The organism is Reyranella sp., assembly GCF_965279465.1.
GTDB lineage: Bacteria > Pseudomonadota > Alphaproteobacteria > Reyranellales > Reyranellaceae > Reyranella.
Window position 1 is genome coordinate 4,331,284 of the sequence record NZ_OZ257242.1, and the last position, 17,676, is coordinate 4,348,959.

Below are 17,676 nucleotides of genomic sequence, written 5' to 3' on the forward strand. Positions count from 1 at the left end.
CCGGCCGACACGAATTGCTGTAGATGTCGCGGGGCGGTCTTCGGGTTCTACCGGTCGATCAGGCGCCGCAGCAGGCCGCGCCGTTCGGTCCGGGCGGTTGCGATCTGTGCCGCCGCCCGCGTGCCCTGGAGGAAGGACGCCTCGCTCGGAAACAACGGATAGAAGCCGTTGAGGCCGGCATAGTAGGATTGCGGCACGGTCTTCGTCGCCGGGACGATGTTGAGCTCGATCGTCGGCCGGCGTTTCTGTGCAGGTCTCGGCGCGTGCCAGGCGACCGAATTCTCGAACAGGAGGATCAGCGGACGGTCGCTCTCGACGGTCAGCTCGCGGCCGTCGCGGCAGCGGAACCATGTCGAGCCGAGCTCCCGGCTCGCGCCCTGGGGCAGGAAGTATAGCTTGCGGATGGAGGGCGGCCAGCCGTCCAGGTGGCGACCCTCGATGCCGGTGCGCGGCTTGAGCTCGAACGAACGCGCCGACGCAATGCGGAACGGATGGTTCAGCGTTTGCTCGATCTGCGGCGCCAGGCGCTCCATGGTGCGGTCGAGGAGCGCCGTCATCTCCTGGGTCATGGCGCGATACTCGTTGGCGCGGTTGAGGTGATCGCAGCTCGCCTGCGTGCGGTTGCTGAAATAGCCGATCGCGAAATCGTCGCGCTGCAGGGCCGCCGGGGGGCTGGCGGCGAAGGCGGCCATGAATTCTTCGCCGAGCGCTTCGTCCATCGGAAACGTCACGACGCCGGTTCGCGATATCGGGCCGGAATCGCAGTTCAACGGCTCGGTATAGGTGTTCCAGGCGAGCATCGACAGATGCGCTCGAACGGCGGCGAAGCCCGCGAGCACCGGATCGGTCTCGGGGCCATTCTTCTCCGTGTAGTCGATCTTCTGCGCCAGGGCCAAGTCCGACAGTTCCAGCCAATCGCGCATGTAGAGGGACCTGGAAGGGGTGGATTCACACGGCCGACGGAGATAGTCGATGCGGGCCGGATGCGCCAGCGAGGAGTGCCGGAAGCTAGCCGACCAGCATCCGGAATTGCTCGAGGGTGTAGGTCTCGTCGTTCACGGTGACGTGGATGTTGGTGCACCCGTTGCGCCAATACTCGAGCGCAAGCTTCAAGGCTTCCTTGGGCGTGTATCGGACGCTGGAAACCTTTCCGCCCTCGTCGAAGACGGCGCTAATCAAATAGACCATTCGTAGGTACCCCTGCGGGATAAGAACCCCGCAACCCTCTCACGCCACGCGGTCTTGCTATCCGAAAGGGTTACCACCCGGAGCGGTCGCGCACGAATGGATTCTGGCGCAAGGCAAGCCACCGGCCCCTGCGCGATGAAGTCGCGACGTGTGTCCGGCTTCGGCCCGGGCTCTTGCCGGCGGGGCGGCAGGCCACATTCATCGCTGGGAGCGCGGCTCTCCGGAGCCGCTCATGGGGTGGGGCAAACCGAAGAAAGAGCGGCTCTGGAGAGCCGCGCTCCCGGCAGGCGGGTCGCGGTTACACGACCTTGATGTCGGCGTTCGTCAGGGTCGGATGGCCCGCGAGCGTTGCGAACCGGAAATCGCCACCGGCGTCCGCTCCGTTGCCGTCGTAGAACAGCGCGCCCGTGCCCTGGTCGTAGACGATCTGCGGGCCGCTGCCCGTGGCCGTGCCGGTCGCGGAGAATTGGGCGAGGGAGAGCTGCCCTACGGTCAATCCGGCGAACGCGGCGCTCCGGTCGAGCTGGATGATGTCGGCGCCGGGCGCGAAGTCGGCGACGAGGTCGATGTTGTCGCCGGCCGCGATCGGCGTATCGAAGGCGAAGATGTCGTTGCCGGCACCGCCGGCCAGCCTGTCGTTGCCGGCGCCGCCGAGGAGCAAATCGTCGCCGTCGCCGCCGTAGATCCGATCGTTTCCGGCGCCCCCGTCCAGCGTGTCGCCGCCGGTGTTGCCGCCCAGGTTGTTGTCGAACTCGTTGCCCGTCAGGGCCAGCCCCGCCGCCGAGTAGACCCGCAGGTGCTCGACCTCCTGCCCCGCGGCGAGGGTGTAGTCGACGGTGCTGCAGATCTTGTCGATTCCCTCGCCGGCAGCCTCGATCACCTGGTCGCCCGAGTCGTCGACGTAGTAGACGTCGTTGCCGGTGCCTCCCGCCATGACGTCGGCGCCGCTGCGGCCGGCCATCCGGTCGTCGCCTCCGCCGCCGTTCAGCGTGTCGATGCCCGAGCTTCCGCGGAGACCGTTGTCGAGCTCATTGCCCGTCAAGGCCACGCCCGCCGTCCCGAGAACCCGCAGGTTCTCGATCTCCTGGCCTGCTGCCAGGACGTAGTCGGTCGCGCTGCGGATCGTGTCGGTTCCCTGGCCCGCGGCCTCGATCACCTGGTCGCCCGCGTTGTCGACGTAGTAGACGTCGTTGCCGATGCCTCCCGCCATGATGTCGGCGCCGCCGCGGCCCGCCAACCGATCGTCTCCTCCGCCGCCATTCAGCGTGTCGATGCCCGAGCTTCCGGCAATATCGTTGCCGAGCTCATTGCCCGTCAGGGTCAGTCCCGTCCCGTAGGCCCGCAGGTACTCGACCTCCACGCCGGCCGCGAGAGTGTAGTCGACGGCGGCGCAGACCTTGTCGATGCCCTCGCCGGCGGCCTCGATCACCTGGTCGTCTGCGGTGTTGGCATAGTAGACGTCGTTGCCGGTGCCTCCCGCCATGACGTCCGCACTGCCGCGGCCGTCCATCCGGTCGTTGCCTTCGCCGCCGTTCAGCGTGTCGATGCCCGAGCTTCCGCGGAGACGGTTGTCGAACTCATTGCCGGTCAGGGTCAGGCCTGCCGTCCCGAGGGCCCGCAGGTTCTCGATCTCCTGTCCCGCCCCGAGGCTGTAGCTGATCGTGGTGTAGACCGTGTCGGTGCCTTCACCCACGAGCTCGACGACCCGATCGCCCGGGACGTCGACGCGGTAGGTGTCGTCGCCGGGGCCGCCGGCGTGGATGATGCCCGTGAAGGCGCCCGGCGATCCGGTTTCATGCGCATCCTGCGCCGCGACCAGCGCGCCGTTGACGCCGTCGACGCTCAGGCCGGACAGGGCCACGTTGTCGAGGCCGGCGTCGTTGGTGAAGGTCGCGAGGTCCGGGCCCGACGGGGACGCGCCGAACGACACGCTGGCCTGCAGCAGGCCGCTGCCGGAGTAGAGATTGACGGCGTCGCCGCCGGTGCTGAGCCCCACGCCCGACCCGCTGTAGCTGCCGATCTGCAGGCCCGCCGGCGCGGTGCCGCCGAACCACAGGTCGACGAAGGCGGCCTCGGCGGCGGCAAGGTCGTCGGTGTCGATGAAGATCGCCGATTCGCCCGCGCCGATGCTGGTGATGCCGGAGAGCGCAACCGCCGAGCCGAACAAGGCCGAGCTGTCGTCCATCTTCCAGCCGCTGATATCGACCGCGGCCGTGCCGATGTTGGTCACCTCGAACCAGTCGGCGCCGAGCGGGCTGTCGCCGCTCGACCACGGCGCGACTTCGGAGATGATCAGGTCGCCACCGTTGGCTTCGCTGACGCCGAGGGTGAAGCTCGTGCTCGCGTCCGGCGTTGCGCCGACCGCCGGGTCGTCGACATCGACCGTGACGGCGTAGCTCGCCTTGGTCGCGAAATCGAGCACCGTGCCGGCCTTGAGGTAGAGGCCGGTGCTGTCGACCTCGAAGAAGGCCGCGTCGGCGCCGCTGACGCTGAGGGTGTTGGTGCCGAGGCCGTCGTCGGCGATCGTGACGTCCGCCACCTTGATGCGCGTGGCCGTCGAGGTGCCCTCTCGATCGAGGTCACCGGGTTGTCGAGCGCCAGCGCGGTCGGCGCGTGATTGACCGCGCTGCTGATCGCGCCGGGCGAGCCGACTTCATGGGCGTCGCCGGCTGCAACCGCGGCGCCGTTGGTGCCCGCCGCGCTCAGCTGGGTGAGCGGCGTGGTCACGCCGCTGATGCCGGACGCGTTGTCGAAGGTCGCGAAGTCCGGGCCGGACGACGAGGCGCCGAAGGCGACGCTCGTCCGCAGCACCTGGTTGGCGTCGTAGAGATTGACCTGATCGCTGCTGGTGCTGAGGCCGACCCCCGAGCCGCTGTAGACGCCGATCTGCAGGCCGGTCGGCGCCGTGCCGCCGAACCAGGCGTCGATGAAGGCGCTCTGCGCCGCGGCAAGGTCGTCACCCTCGAGAAAGATCACCGACTCGCCGGAATGGATGGTGGTGATGCCGCCGAGCGCCGCCGCCGCCGCGAACGACTGCGAATTGTCGTCCATCTTCCAGCCGGTGATGTCGATGTCGAAGGCCGTGGTGTTGGTCACCTCGAACCAGTCGGCGCCGACCGGGCTGTCGCCGCTCGACCACGGCGCCACCTCGGAGATGAACAGCTTGCCGGCGCTGCCGGGCGAGCCGATCTCGTCGGCCGCGCCCGCCGCGGCCTGGGCGCCATGCACGCCCACGCTGCTCGCCGCCGTGATCGGCGCCGCAGTGCCGGTGACGCCGGGCCAGTTGTCGAAGGTCGGGAACGGGCCCGAAGGCGACGTGCCGAACGCCACGCTCGCCTGGAGCGTGCCGGCCGCATCGAACAGGTTGACATGATCGCCGCCGGTGCTGAGCCCCACGCCCGACCCGCTGTAGCTGCCGATCTGCAGGCCCGCCGGCGCAGTGCCGCCGAACCACAGATCGATGAAGGCAGCCCTGGCCGCGGCGAGGTCATCGGTCTCGATGAAGATCACCGACTCGCCCGCCGCGATGCCGGTGATGCCGTTGAGCGCCACCGCGGAGCCGGCCGCGTCCGAATTGTCGTCGATCTTCCAGCCGGTGATGTCGAGCGCGGTGGAGCCGGCATTGGTCACCTCGAACCAGTCCGCGCCGAGCGTGCTGTTGCCGCTCGACCACGGCGCCACTTCGGAGATGATGACGTTGGGGTGAGTAGGGGTCTCGTTCCCCACGTCGGTCAGCGTCATGTTGAAGCTGGTGCTGGCGTCCGGCGACGTGCCGACCGTCGGGTCGTCGACACTGACGGTCACCGCGTAGCTCGCCTTGGTCTCGAAATCGAGCACCGTGCCGGCCTTGACATAGAGGCCGGTGCTGTCGGCCTCGAAATACTGGGCGTCGGCGCCGCTCACGGCGAGAGTGTTGGTGCCGAGCCCGTCGTCGGTGATCTGGACATCGGCGACCTTGAGACGGCTCGTGGTGGCGGTGTTCTCCACGACCGAATTGACCTGGTTGGCGAGCACGATCGCGCTCGGCGCCTGGTTGGTCGCGTCGGTGCGGGCATAGACCCAGAGCTGCGGATGGCTGGCATCGCCGCCGCCGTTCTCGTTGACGATGTAGAGGTTGCCGTCGCGATCCATCGTGACGCCTTCCATCGTCTGGTCGGGAACCGACAGCGGGTTGTCCGAATCGCCGACGATGTTCAGCGTGCTGAGCACAGTGCCGTTGCGGTCGACCTCGACCACCTTGCCCGCCTCCTGGCTGATGATCAGCAGATGGCTGGAATCGTCCTGGCCGTCGAGCGACGGCAGATTCGACAGCGCGAACACGTCGGAGAAATCGCTGGTGCCGACGTTGGCCGGATCGAACAGGTTGGTCGACCCGTCGGCGGTCGGCGAGCCGTTGGTCGCCGTGTGATTGACGAAATCGATGTCGGTCTGGAAGATCGATTCCGGATCCTTCTCCTTCACCAGGATATAGCCGCCGGTCTGCGGATCGAAGGTCAGGCCTTCGAGGCCGACATTGCCGATGGTGGTGCCGAGCTTGACGGTCGAGACGTCGTTGCGCGTCAGCGTCGTGCCGGCCGCGTAGGTGAATTGCACGACCTGACGGTCGCGCTCCTCGGTCATCACGAACTGGCCGTTGCCGATATAGGTGATGCCTTCGGTGTCATAGAACGTGGTGCCCTGCGGGCTGCTGCCGGACGCGAGCGACATCGAGTTGATCAACTCGCCGGTCAGGCTCACCTGCACCACCGAGGTGCCGCCGTCGCCGACCACGAACAGCGTGCCGGTGTCCCAGTTATAGGTCACCGCCGACGACTCCTGGGCGAGCAGGCTGCCTTCCGGCGCCGTGGTGCGGCTCGACTCCGGCAGGTCGTAGCGACCGACGCGAACATAGGTGGACAGATCGACGTCGGTGATCGGCATGCGAAAACTCCCGGTGAAACGAACGCGGCGACTAAGAGGCAGCGCCGGGAGACTTGCAGACGGACAGTGACACCGTGATGAAAGGGCCGTCCACAGCGGACGACTTCGCGCAAGACGACAGGGCTGTCCGGGGAAAACTGGAGAGCTGCGTCGATCTCCTGGAGCATGTTAGTTGAGCTCCATTCACACTCCCTCCCCCGTCTTCGGGGGAGGTGTCAGCGTCTTACGCTGACGGAGGGGGAAGGCAACGAAGGTGGTGCGTCACGCCCCCTCCGTCGCGGATTACCGCGCCACCTCCCCCGAAGACGGGCTGTTGGATTCACACATTTCGAAGCCCGAGGGTGGTGCCGTATTTGATGTCGTTGAACTTTGCGAGACCGATGCGCATGAGCTTTGGCCCGGGCTTACCGTAGTAGCCGGTCCAGCCGCCGAGGCGGGCGATGACCCAAGCAGCGAAGGCCAAGCTGCCTGTGGGATGGGGATTGCGTTGGCGCGCAGTCTTGCCTTCGAGCCTTGCCGAGACGGCCTCGAGGATGGGCCGGTCGTCGGGATCGAAGGCATCGCCAAGCTGTCGATCGGTGTTGCCGTCGCGGGCCTGCACGAGTTGCTTGATTGTTACGGAGGCAATCGTGGCGGCGGCGACGAAGTTGATCATGGCCTGCGGCTCGCCGATGTCGGCGTCTTCGATGTCGAAGCCAGCGGTCTTGAGGGTGCGGAAGAACTCCTCGATGGTCCAGCGCTGGCGATACAGGTCAATGACGCGCCGTACCTGGCCGCACTCTGCGACCGGATGGGTCGTCAGCAGTCGCCAATGTATCGGCTTGCCGTCGGGCGGTGTCGAGATCTCGCGGACATCGACCAGCGTCAGGCCGACTGTCGCAGGCAATGCCGGATCGGCGCCATGCAATGGCCGGCGCAGAGCCACCGGCGCAAAGCGCAGGGCCAGTTCAGCGTGACGCTTTGCTCGTCCGGGGGCGGCCGGGATGGTCGTGGCGAAGCGGCCCTGCTCGGGTTGGCCGTCAATCATCCCGAACAGCAAGCCGTCCGCCGGCTCTTCGGTCAGCCGTTCGATCCGCCGGTTCTGGCAGGCGCGCACGATCAGATGCACGTTCGCCGGCCGGCGCGCGAACAGCTCGTAAAAGTCGCTCTCGCGGTCCGATACCACCGTGATGCAGCGCGCCTCGGCCAGAACCTCGCCGGCCTGCTGCGCTCCCTCGATCCAGCGACGCGACTCCTTGGCCGCCGTCGTCCGTCGGCGCCGCGGCGCCAACTCGGCCCGGCCGCGGTTCCACACCTGCATCGACACCAGGCCGAGCAGTCCGCCGCTCCCCGCTTCCACTGCCAGCACCGGATGAAGCAGCAAACCGCTCAGCACACCGCCCTTGCCGACCGCGCCATAGCCCGCCTGCCGGGCCCGACGGCCGCCCAGCACCAGTTCGCTGGTATCCTGGATCGCGACAACATCGCGCCCTGCGACGCGCTGCGCCGTCAGCGCACCGGCGTGCCGCGACATCGCCCCGGCCGTCACCGACCGGTTGCGCAGAAAGCGGGTGAACTGAATCTCACGGGCCCGCGTGCCGCCAAGCCGACGGATGCAAGACCCAGGATCGCCAACCAGAGCCGCGTGCAGGCAGGCCCCCCTTTTTCCAGGCGGCGGTCGCCAAACCGCCCCAGTCCGTACTCCACAACAGACATCGACTTCTCCCATCGCCAAAACGGCTTCAGGGAATCGACGTTCTGCCTCCCGCGCAACTACGATGTGTGAATACGATAGCGAAGACGGGGGAGGGAGCTGAGACGATCTCAACTCATCATTGACCGGGCGATAGGCTGGGTGAGACCCGTTCTTCAGCGGGAAAAATCGACGACCGACAGATCCATCGGCAGGAGGCGTTCGAGCTGCGGCTTGTCCGCGATTGCCTTCAGCGTCATCGGCGAGCCGGTGGCCTCGGCCTTGTCGAAGTCGGCGGTGCCGCCCGCGCCGACGGCGGTCAGCCGGAAGCGGTCGATGACGTAGGGGATGCCGTTGGCGAGGAGCGGCGAGGGACCGTCCATGACGTGGAAGTGCAGGTGAGGCGCCTGGCTGTTGCCGGTGTTGCCGACCTTTCCCAGCACGTCGCCGCGCTTCACCGTCGCGCCGGGCTGCACCGTGACACTGCCCGGCTGCATGTGGGCGAAGAGCGCGAAGGCGCCGCGGCCGATGTCGAGGACGACGAAATTCCCGTCGGCCTGGTCGATCGGCAGGCCGGGCGGCAGGGCGCCGGGCACCTGCTCGGGAAGGTCGTTGCGCATCGCGACCACCGTTCCGTCGGCGACGGCGATCACGTCCGTGCCGAAGATGATGTAGCTCTCGACCTTCTTGACGTCGCCGCGCACGACGCGCCGGTCGGCATCGAGCTGCTCCCAGTCGATGGCGAAGCGCTGGGCGAGGGCGAAGCGGCCGTCGATCGGCAGCAGGGCGCGCACGTGCCGGATGGAATCGCAGCAGCCGTCGGCGGCGACGTAGCCCTCGCCGACGAGCGGCGGGCCGAGGACCGGAAGATCGTGCTCGGCCACCCGCGTTTCGCCGATGGTCATGGCGACCGGCCGGGCCGGCTGGTCGGGCTGGACGAGAGCGGCCAAGACGCGATGGCTCAGGCTCCTCGGCGCGGGCTGGTTCGGCGGGAGCGCTGCGTGCATGAACAGCACGCCGAACTGCCCGGGCGAGAGCGACGTCGCTTCCGCGCCGCGCCGGCCGCCGATCGAGAGGCGCTTGCCGATCGCATCCTTGTCCATGGCGAGCACGACACGGCCGGTCTCGTCGAGGACCTCGATCGTGTCGACGGCAATGGCAAATGGTGTCGGATTCGACAGTCGCAGCTCGTAGACGAGATGGACCTGCGAGTCGCTGCCGCGCACCGGCTGCGGCGGCCACAGCACATCGGCAACGACCGGCGTGAGCTGGATGTCGGCGGCGCGGGACGGTGTCGCAGCCGCGATGCACGTCAGGACGGCGGCGGCGATGGATGCGAGCAGGGCGCTCGTTCTCGGAGTCATGCTTGTCTTCCTCCCCTGGACAGCCACACGGATGCCGCGCTGGCCGATCTGCCAAAGCGAGTAGGGCCGTACCCCGGTCCGATCAACTGGGTATCTGGATGTGCGGTCCCGGCTTGCCGGTCCACGTCACCTGCAGGACGCGGCCTTGTGCGACCGACTGCACGGCGTGGGGGATGAGCGCGACGAGGCAGACGCCTCCCGCGGAGCGTACCGACGGATAGACGATGCCATAGTGCCCGGCGCTGCGAACGGCATCGGCCAGCCTGTTGCCGGCGGGATAGCCTTTGGCCGGGTCGGGATGGAGACAGTCAGGCGCAGGGTCGATACCCCTCAGATCGGTGAAGTCGCCCACGAAGCTCGCGAACAGTTCGGCGTATTCGACAGTGGCATTGTAGTCGCCGACGTTCGCCAGCTCCCGCTCCATGTGGAAGGTCACTTCGGCGATGCAGGTCTCGACGAGGAGCGCGGCATACCAGGCACCGCGGCCCGGACCGTTGAACCGGTTGAGCGAGCGAGGCAACGCATAGGAGAAGGCGGCATTGATGAAATGCGCGTGCGGCAGGCCGAACACCAGCTCGCGGCGATCGAGCCTGTCGGTTCCCGCTTCCTGCGCACGCAGGCGGCCGCTCGTCGCGCCTTCGATCTCGGCAAGCGCGTCGAGATCCGATGCCGGCACGAGCTTGGCCAACACGGGCGCGCGCAACCTCGCGGTCGATACCAGCCGGACCGTCCGATCGTGCGAGACATGGCTGACGGGGAACGCGATGCCCACGATGTTAGAGGCCGCCTCGGAGCGCATCGACGTAACGGCGGACGTCGAGCATCATCGGAATGCCGCCGTCGATCATAGCCTTCACCGGAGAATGGCCGCCGAAGAGCGGACCCTTGTTGGGCAGAGCGGGCCAGCGGTCGGCCATGCCATCGGCAAACAGCAGATGCAGACCCTTGAAGATGCCGACGATGGCCGAAATGCGCGTGAGCTGATCCTGCGAGAGCGAGCTGTCCCACTTGCCGGCGTTGATGCGATCCCAGGTGCTGGTTGACACACCCAACAGGGCAGCCGCTTCGTGTCCCTTGAGCTTCCAGTGCTCGACGACCTTCCTGACGGCACGCAGCCCTGCTGGCGTCAGCCTCCCGCGATCAGCCTCCGTAGCGAAGGTTTGCGGAACAGACGATGCGACGGCTTCGGGGATCGTCGCTCTAAGGGCTCGGGGCATGCTCGAATTCCATCATTTGATGGCTAATATAGCATCAATTGACAAATATCCAAATGCTCTTGCGATATGCGGCGTTGCTCACGCGCGTGGCGTGCCGCTGCGGAGCGCCTGCTTCTCGTAGACATCGCGGACGGTCTCGCCGTCCCAGACATAGGCCAGGTGCCGCTCCTGGCGGCAGTTCGACAGCAATGTGGGCCGGAAGACGGCGGCGCATTCACCGTCCGCGCGACGCACGCTCGAATAGACGATGCCGCCCGATCCGCTCGCCCGCAGCCGTCGCGCCAGCTCCTGTCCGGCCGTATAGGCCGTGGTGTGATAGACTAGCGGCATTCGCGTCACGCGGCCCCGGAGGTCGTGAAGATCGGCCCGCAGGTCGGTCAGGTAGACGCGCATGTCGAGGTGCTGCGGTGGCTGGCGGGTGGCCGTCATGAAACGCGCGCGATGGTATCGCGTCTCGGCGATCGCCGTTTCGAGGTCGGGCGTGCAGTAGAAGATGCCGTAGCTGCCGTCGGTGAACCGGCTTCCGTCGGGATTGAGGTGCGTGAAGGCGGCCATGATGGCGCTGGCGCCCGGCCCGCTCACACGCTCGGCCGCCGGCACCAGGGCGATATCTCCCACCGCATCGCGCAGGCGCGGGTTGGTGAGCGATTCGAGCTCGATCAGGGCGTCCCAATCGGCCGGATCGGCAATGCGCTCGAACAGGTCGATCGGCGGGAAACGGCTCGGAACGATGCGCCAGCTCGGCAGCCAGGCAATGCTGGCCAGAGGCGGCGTCAGCCCCATCCGCCGCGCTGCGAGTCGAGGTATTGGCGGACGACGAAAAGATCGGCCACCTGTCCGGAGAGCATGCGCTCGAGGGCCGAGCGGCCGCCGAAAAGTGTCTCGGCGTTGGGCTGCCTCACCCAGGCATCGGCCGCCTTGTCGTCGGGCAGCAGGATCCGCAACGCCTTGTAGATGCCGAGCACGTACGAAATCCGTTCCAACGTGTCCTTCGACAGGCTGACAGCGGGATCGCGCCGCCAGTTGAAGAGGGTCGAGCGGCTGGTGAGACCGAGCAGCGTCATCTGCTCCTCGCTCGACAGGCCCCACAGTCCGGCGATGCGAAAGAACGCCTTCAGGCCCGGAGCGGACAGGCGCCGGCGATCTAGCTTCGGGGAGGCAGGGGCGAGGGCGGTTGACATGATTGAGACCTGGGAGAATCCTGTAGTCCAACTCTGGACGATATACAAGGTTTCATCCATTTTTGTACTGGGCGAGGCGTGCAAGACCTTGCAGGGTCAACGACCTCTCCATGACCCGCGCAGCTTGGCAATACAGGAACCTTCCCGCCTCGATCCGCGCGAGACTACTGGCGCGTTCCCGGGCCAGCGGCGAGGAATTCGGGCGCACCTTGTTGCGCTATGGAGTCGAACGCTTCCTGTTCCGCCTCTCGCACCATCCACGCCGCGATCGCTTCGTCCTCAAGGGCGCGATGTTGTTCATTACCTGGTCCGAGGGCGCGCGCCGGACGACAGCTGATCTGGTCGTGGAACCATCTACCCCATACCGTACCCGTTGCGCTGACCGCTGCTTTCGGAGAAGTCGGAGGTACCGGCCTTTGCTCCCCGCTCCTATGTCGAGGCGTTCGGCGCCCCGGCATTTACGGCCGTTCGGAAAAACACTTGAGGGCAAGTCGGGCGTAGCGAATTCTGTTCTCGATCATCGGCGTACCCGATCTTTCGAACTTCCTGTCGAAGTCGATGACAGCCTGTTCGAGGGATTTCTGCTGCAGAAGAGAGAGCAGCGCCCGATTCTCCTTCGTCTTCTCCCTCAACTCATGGATCAGGTAGCCGAGATTGGCCTTGTCGTCTTTCCAGTCTAGGCCGTTGGCACGTGCAAACGCCTTGAATGCCGGGCCACGATCGTCCCATTGGCACCATCCGAACCCGCCGCCGGCGCTGTCGGGCAGTTCGCGCCCTTGACCGTCTCTCTGGCGGAGTTGCCTGAAGCCCCCGCACTCCTGCCCGATGTTTCCAAGGATGGCTGCCGCGTGGATGTCCTCCATTTCCGGAAAGGCGTCCTTCAGCTGCTGCATGACGACAGGCGCCTTTTCGACGAAAAGCTCGTCGCCGGCCTGAGCTTCGACGCCGTCGAAGGAGATCGCCGGGGCTGCAACCGCCTTCCAGCGCCGGGCGACGACCGGGTTGGTCGCTATGGGGAAGTCGACAATACCGACATGATCCGGCCTCGCGCCGCCACCGCCACCCTGATTGCCCCCGAGAAGCCGTATCGTTGCTGCGGACGAGCCTTCCGCCAGGAAGCCGACGTGACCGCCCGCTCCTCCCGGCTTGAGCACGATGACGGTCCCGATCGGGTTCGGATCGGGCGCCGGGTCTCCCCACTTCTCCCAGAAGGGCGTGCCGACGGCCGTGGAAGAATTGACGGTCGCCGCGACGTCGGCGACTCCGCATTGCTTCATGCAGTGGGCGACGAACGCGGCACACCATGGCTGTGTGCCGTCATCCTTGAAGCCGACTTCCGCAAAGTACGCAGTGATCTCCGCCGTGTTCCTCTTGTTGCTGTCTTCGGAAACGCCCCGCTTCATCTCGTCCCGCGCGACGGCCATCCACGGGGCGTCTCCGGGCTGGGAGCGGAAGAACCTGATGGCCGCGGGTTGCTTCTCGATCACCTCGAGGGCCTTCACGTAGGCCTTGTCCAACCGCTCCTGGAGACCGTCCAGCGCCTGGGAAACGGTCAGCGCTCCCGCCTGCAGCTCCTTGGCGTAAGACCCGTCGGCGGCCGGTTCGGGCAACGCCGATTGGCATGACCTGCCCGGATCCCGCAGGGCCGCGAGGGCCTGGGCGCCGATCAATTGGAAGAAATACAGCTCGTTGAACTTCGGAAGCCGGTCGAAGGATTCGCGGAATTTCTTGATGTCGGCGGCGGCGACCAGGGCCGCTACCCTGGGCTGCTCGTACCAGCGCAATCGGTGGTCGGTGGTGTAGCCCAGTCCCTTCGCCGGTCCATCCGTCGTCGCCGCCGCCCACGCGGCCTCCGAATACTGGAATGGGCCGACCTTGGTGCCGTCGTCGCTTACAGGCTTGGCGAGGGACGAGGTCAGGTCGTAGGCCACGGCCAAGAGATAATCACGGTCCGTGGACGCGTCGCGCGCCTCAGCCGTGACGATCGAGCAGAGCGCGTCGGCGTCTTCGGGGCCGAAGGGCAGGGGCATTGTTGGAACGGCTTCCGCGCTACCATCCAGGAGGATGAAGACGTTCTCGGAGGAGACCGGCGGTATCCGCGTCTCGATGTATCCGTTCTTCGTCAAGGTGCCCTCGACCGTCGTCGGCGGATCGAGTGTTCCAAGCACTTCGGCCGTGAACTTTGGCTCCTTGCGCAGCTTCGAGCCGGCGGCAGTTATGCGGAACTTGGCCATGTAATCCTTCCCTCCGACGGCTGTCGTGACGTGCGCTCGCGCCTGCTGCGATGGAGAGTTGCTAGTTCGGCAGCGCGGCGTGCTTGGTGGATGTGAGCGGGCCCCCGAGGCTCTCTCGCATCAGGCTCAGCTTCTTCGCCATGTCCGCATCCGAATTATGGTCGGTATCGGGATAAGCCTTTCCGGATGGCGCAGGAATTCTCTCCAGGAGAGAATTCAGCCGGATCGGATCGGGTCGTACATAGGTCGAAGGCTCGCCCAGATAGGCCCGTTCATACGCCGAGCCAAACATTGGCGGCATGGGCACCGCCGCGATCGAATAGAGTAGGGCGCGGACGCTGCCGACCAACTCGTTCGCATTTTCGTCCGCTGGTCCGGAGGTGGACAGTCGCTTCTTCATGCCGCGGCCGAATTCCACGATGGCATTGCGGGTGTCGGTGCCGAAATCGCCGTCGGCCTTCACTCCCAGGGCCGCCTGGACCTTCGTGAGGTCGGCGCGCGTGACGCTGGCTTCCGCCGCTGTCGCCCCGGCCGGACGCGCCGGCACCGGAATCGGAGGCGGGGCGTCCGTGACGCTGCTACGAGTAACACTCTGGGCGCGCGCGATCGTCGTCATCGCCGGCGCGGCCAGCGCGGCGGCGGCGACACCGTCCTTTTCGATCGGTGTCGTCACGGAGTTCCGCGACCCGTTGGCAGCATTGTTGATGTTCGCCTCGATCGTCGCGGGCGTGCACAGCGACAGGTAACCGCGCAAGGCGATCATGGTATCCGGGCGCGTGGTCGGCGGGTTGCTGCTCATGGCGACGATATACCTGGCGCGCGACTCCTGCACGACGTTGCGCACCGCCGACGCCTCGACCGTGAACAGCACGGAATTCGTGCCGGCATCGAAGAGACTCATGGATAATCCGAGCGCGGCGGCCGTGATGCCGATCGCCATGCCGGTCGCGCCCGCAAAGCCCATGATGACGGCGGTCGTTGCCGTTGCCGCCGCAAGCCCTTGTCGCGCGGCCTTTTGGTTTGCGTTGAAGCGGTAAAGGGAAGCGAGATAATTATTACATACCTCGTCGATCTGATCGATGCCCGCCCGGGAAATCAACTTCCATTCCGCTGCCGGCGCTGGTGACGTCACGGAATCCGGAGGAAGGTCTGAATTGATTCGGAGAGCCCTGATATAATTCGTCTGGAAATTGGCCCGCGCAATCGGATCGCCCGACAACCTCTCTATATTCGGCGGCGGCCCCTCGACGCCATCGACCCCTGCGCAGCTGCATATCGCAAGTGACGCAATGGCAACTGTCCAGAATCGCAACCGCAACATTTTCCTGCTCCCATTCGCCCAGGGCCTTTTTCCCGGTCGAAGCGATAAACAGCCGGCTTTTACGTTGTAAACACTCGAGCCACCGGTTCGATTTAGGGCATCCAAATGAACCAGTGAGCGGCTGCGAGACATTTAGCCCGCGCACGCTTCACGCGTTTCGGGCTAGACCCTGGTCCGCGGGCCACCACTTTAATAATGCCTTAAAAAAGATGCGGGTGCAACTATTTGTCGCAAGAACGAGAAAGTCACACCGAAAGACGTTCGTCCCAAAGTGCGAGACGTTAACGCTCGAGCGGAATGTCACAACGCATGAGTTTCTCGACAAGCTGACCGGATCCGAATTCGCCGTCGCGCATGTCGATTCGGAATCGGTAAATGATGACAGCGAACTGCCGTAGCGAATTAGAATGGGATCGGCGTTCCTACGCTGCCTTTATGTCCGTCTGGCTGAAATCGGCGCCTTTGAACAGGAGCGGTTCGCCCGTGGCCTTCGCCAGCGCGTAGGAAAAGCAATCGCCGAAGTTCAAGCCTGCCTTGTGGCGCCCCTTCCCGAAGTCGAGAAAAGCCTGGCGGGCAAGCTCGCCTTGCTCGATCGTCACCGGCTCGACCACGATGCCGGCGCGCCGAAAGAAAGCCTCTGCCTGGCGCATGCCCTCGGAACCAAGCTGACTTTCGATCACCATGGACAGTTCGACGTAGTTCGCAACGCTGATGCGGCATGTCTCGGCGTCGTGGACGAGCCGTGCAAAATCGGCTGCTTCGGGCTCACGGTAGAGAATGGCCACCATCGCCGAGGTATCGAGGATCATTCCGGCAGACCGTTCTCGTCGTAGAGGAGCTTGGCATGGTCGACGTAAGGGCGCTTCACGTGCGCGGCGGCTCGATCCGCGATCGCCAGCAACTCCTCGACGCTGGCCTTTCCTTTCCGGCGCTCGATGCGGGCGTATCGCTCCCGGAGCGCTTCCTTGACGACACTGGTCATGCTCTCCCCGGTGGCGCGGGCGATCGCCTGCGCCAACCGATGGGCCTCGGGGTCCTTGATGTTGAGGCTCATCGGCTCCTCCTTTCTGTATGGATAGAAAATATTCTATAATTCTACCCCTGGATCGTAACCATGCAACCGATCTGGAAACGGGGCGATCCCCGGGGCTCATGTGATTGAATCCTAAATATGCAGCGCCTCGCCCAGCGCCCGCAGGCTGCCCTCGTGGAACGCTTCGCCGAGGGTCGGATGGGCGTGGATGGTGCCGGCGATGTCTTCCAGGCGGGCGCCCATCTCGAGGGCGAGGGCGAAGGCGGCGGATAGTTCGGACACGCCGGCGCCGACGGCGGCGATGCCGAGCACCAGGTGGTTGTCGGCGCGGGCGGTGACGCGCACGAAGCCGTCCTCGGCGCCGAGCGTGAGCGCGCGGCCGTTGGCGGCGAGCGGGAAGGTCCCGACATGCACGTCGTGGCCGGCGGCCCGCGCGGCATCGGGCGAGAGGCCGACGGTGACGATCTCGGGGTCGGTGAAGCAGACGGCGGGGATGGCCACGGCATCGAACACGCGGCGCTGGCCGGCGATGATCTCGGCCACCATCGCGCCCTGCGCCATCGCGCGATGCGCCAGCATCGGCTCGCCGGTCAGGTCGCCGACCGCCCAGACATTGAGCATCGAGGTGGCGCAGCGCTCGTCGATCACCACGAAGGCGCCGGTCATGGTGAGGTCGAGCCGGTCGAGACCGAGGCCGGCGGTCCGGGCACGGCGCCCGGTGGCGACGAGGATCTTGTCGGCTGCGATCTCGCGCACCGTCGCGCCGCTTTGCTGCGAGACCCGCAGCGCATCGCCTGCGTCGGAGAGGCCGGCGGCGCGCGCGCCGGTCAGCACCTCGACGCCGAGCGCACGCAGGCGGCGCGCCACCGGACGCGTCAGCTCGGTGTCGTAGGCCGGCAGGATCCGCTCCTCCGCCTCGACGATCGTCACCTTGGAGCCGAGCTTGGCGAACGCGGTGCCGAGCTCGAGCCCGATGTAGCCCGCGCCCACCACGACGAGCCGTTCGGGCACCGCCGGCAGCGACAGCGCCTCGGTCGAGGAGATGATCCGTCCGCCGAAGGGCAGGGCGGGCACGCTCGCCGCCTCCGATCCGGTGGCGAGCACGACATGCTCGGCGCGCACCGTCTCGGGGCCGGTATCGGTGTCGACCTTGCACGTCTTGCCGTCGACCATCGTGGCGTGGCCGTGCACGATCTTGACCTTGTAGCGCTTCAGCAGCGCGGCGACGCCGCTGGTGAGGCGGCCGACGATGCCGTCCTTCCACTCGATCGTGCGCGCGAAGTCGAGCGTCGGCCGCTCGACGGCGAGGCCGAACGGCGACTTCCTCTCGGCCTGCTGGTGCGCCTGATGGACCGCATCGGCGGCATGGATGATCGCCTTCGACGGAATGCAGCCGACATTGAGGCAGGTGCCGCCCAATCCGCCCTCGCGTCCGCCCTGCTCGACGAGCACGACGTCGAGACCGAGCTGGCCCGCGCGGATGGCGGCGACATAGCCGCCCGGCCCGCCGCCCACGATCATCACCTTTGCATTGATCTCGGCCATC

15 protein-coding genes are annotated in these 17,676 nt (G+C 66.3%); all 15 read right to left on the reverse strand.

Annotated features, from left to right (window positions below):
* Window positions 1–47: 47 nt before the first annotated feature.
* Window positions 48–923 carry a hypothetical protein gene (locus ACQY8M_RS21020; RefSeq protein ID WP_428659165.1) on the reverse strand — a complete coding sequence of 292 codons (876 nt, stop codon included), beginning with the start codon at window positions 921–923 and terminating at the stop codon, window positions 48–50.
* Between the two features lie 85 nt (window positions 924–1,008).
* Window positions 1,009–1,188, reverse strand: a complete 180-nt coding sequence (locus ACQY8M_RS21025) for a hypothetical protein (protein WP_428659168.1) — start codon at window positions 1,186–1,188, stop codon at window positions 1,009–1,011.
* Window positions 1,189–1,486: 298 nt separating this feature from the next.
* The gene (locus ACQY8M_RS21030) at window positions 1,487–3,484 is read right to left on the reverse strand and encodes a lamin tail domain-containing protein (RefSeq protein ID WP_428675424.1); all 1,998 of its coding nucleotides are present in this window, start codon (window positions 3,482–3,484) and stop codon (window positions 1,487–1,489) included.
* Window positions 3,481–6,108, reverse strand: a complete 2,628-nt coding sequence (locus ACQY8M_RS21035; protein ID WP_428659171.1) for an SdiA-regulated domain-containing protein — start codon at window positions 6,106–6,108, stop codon at window positions 3,481–3,483. Before ACQY8M_RS21035 ends, ACQY8M_RS21030 begins: the two co-directional genes overlap by 4 nt.
* A gap of 319 nt (window positions 6,109–6,427) precedes the next feature.
* A complete protein-coding gene (locus tag ACQY8M_RS21040; protein ID WP_428659174.1) occupies window positions 6,428–7,621 on the reverse strand; it encodes an IS4 family transposase in 1,194 nt (397 codons plus the stop codon).
* A 335-nt stretch (window positions 7,622–7,956) separates the two neighbouring features.
* The gene (locus ACQY8M_RS21045) at window positions 7,957–9,144 is read right to left on the reverse strand and encodes a M23 family metallopeptidase (RefSeq protein WP_428659177.1); all 1,188 of its coding nucleotides are present in this window, start codon (window positions 9,142–9,144) and stop codon (window positions 7,957–7,959) included.
* Between the two features lie 82 nt (window positions 9,145–9,226).
* The gene (locus ACQY8M_RS21050) at window positions 9,227–9,916 is read right to left on the reverse strand and encodes an RES family NAD+ phosphorylase (RefSeq protein WP_428659180.1); all 690 of its coding nucleotides are present in this window, start codon (window positions 9,914–9,916) and stop codon (window positions 9,227–9,229) included.
* Between the two features lie 4 nt (window positions 9,917–9,920).
* Complete coding sequence (locus ACQY8M_RS21055) at window positions 9,921–10,361, reverse strand: antitoxin Xre-like helix-turn-helix domain-containing protein (protein ID WP_428659183.1); 441 nt, start codon at window positions 10,359–10,361, stop codon at window positions 9,921–9,923.
* Between the two features lie 78 nt (window positions 10,362–10,439).
* Window positions 10,440–11,144 (reverse strand): RES family NAD+ phosphorylase, encoded by a 705-nt coding sequence (locus tag ACQY8M_RS21060; RefSeq protein ID WP_428659186.1) that lies wholly within the window; start codon window positions 11,142–11,144, stop codon window positions 10,440–10,442.
* Window positions 11,135–11,542 carry an MbcA/ParS/Xre antitoxin family protein gene (locus ACQY8M_RS21065; RefSeq protein WP_428659189.1) on the reverse strand — a complete coding sequence of 136 codons (408 nt, stop codon included), beginning with the start codon at window positions 11,540–11,542 and terminating at the stop codon, window positions 11,135–11,137. Before ACQY8M_RS21065 ends, ACQY8M_RS21060 begins: the two co-directional genes overlap by 10 nt.
* Window positions 11,543–12,000: 458 nt before the next feature.
* Window positions 12,001–13,776, reverse strand: a complete 1,776-nt coding sequence (locus ACQY8M_RS21070) for a phage tail tip lysozyme (RefSeq protein WP_428659192.1) — start codon at window positions 13,774–13,776, stop codon at window positions 12,001–12,003.
* 61 nt (window positions 13,777–13,837) lie between these two features.
* On the reverse strand, window positions 13,838–15,097 hold the full coding sequence (locus ACQY8M_RS21075) for a hypothetical protein (RefSeq protein WP_428659195.1): 1,260 nt from the start codon (window positions 15,095–15,097) through the stop codon (window positions 13,838–13,840).
* A gap of 422 nt (window positions 15,098–15,519) precedes the next feature.
* Window positions 15,520–15,906, reverse strand: a complete 387-nt coding sequence (locus tag ACQY8M_RS21080; protein ID WP_428659198.1) for a type II toxin-antitoxin system VapC family toxin — start codon at window positions 15,904–15,906, stop codon at window positions 15,520–15,522.
* Entirely contained in the window at window positions 15,903–16,151 is a 249-nt protein-coding gene (locus ACQY8M_RS21085; RefSeq protein ID WP_428659201.1) for a type II toxin-antitoxin system VapB family antitoxin, read from the reverse strand. The genes ACQY8M_RS21080 and ACQY8M_RS21085 overlap by 4 nt, the downstream gene beginning before the upstream one ends.
* A gap of 111 nt (window positions 16,152–16,262) precedes the next feature.
* A complete protein-coding gene (gene lpdA, locus ACQY8M_RS21090) occupies window positions 16,263–17,675 on the reverse strand; it encodes a dihydrolipoyl dehydrogenase (RefSeq protein ID WP_428659204.1) in 1,413 nt (470 codons plus the stop codon).
* Between the last annotated feature and the right edge of the window lies 1 nt (window position 17,676).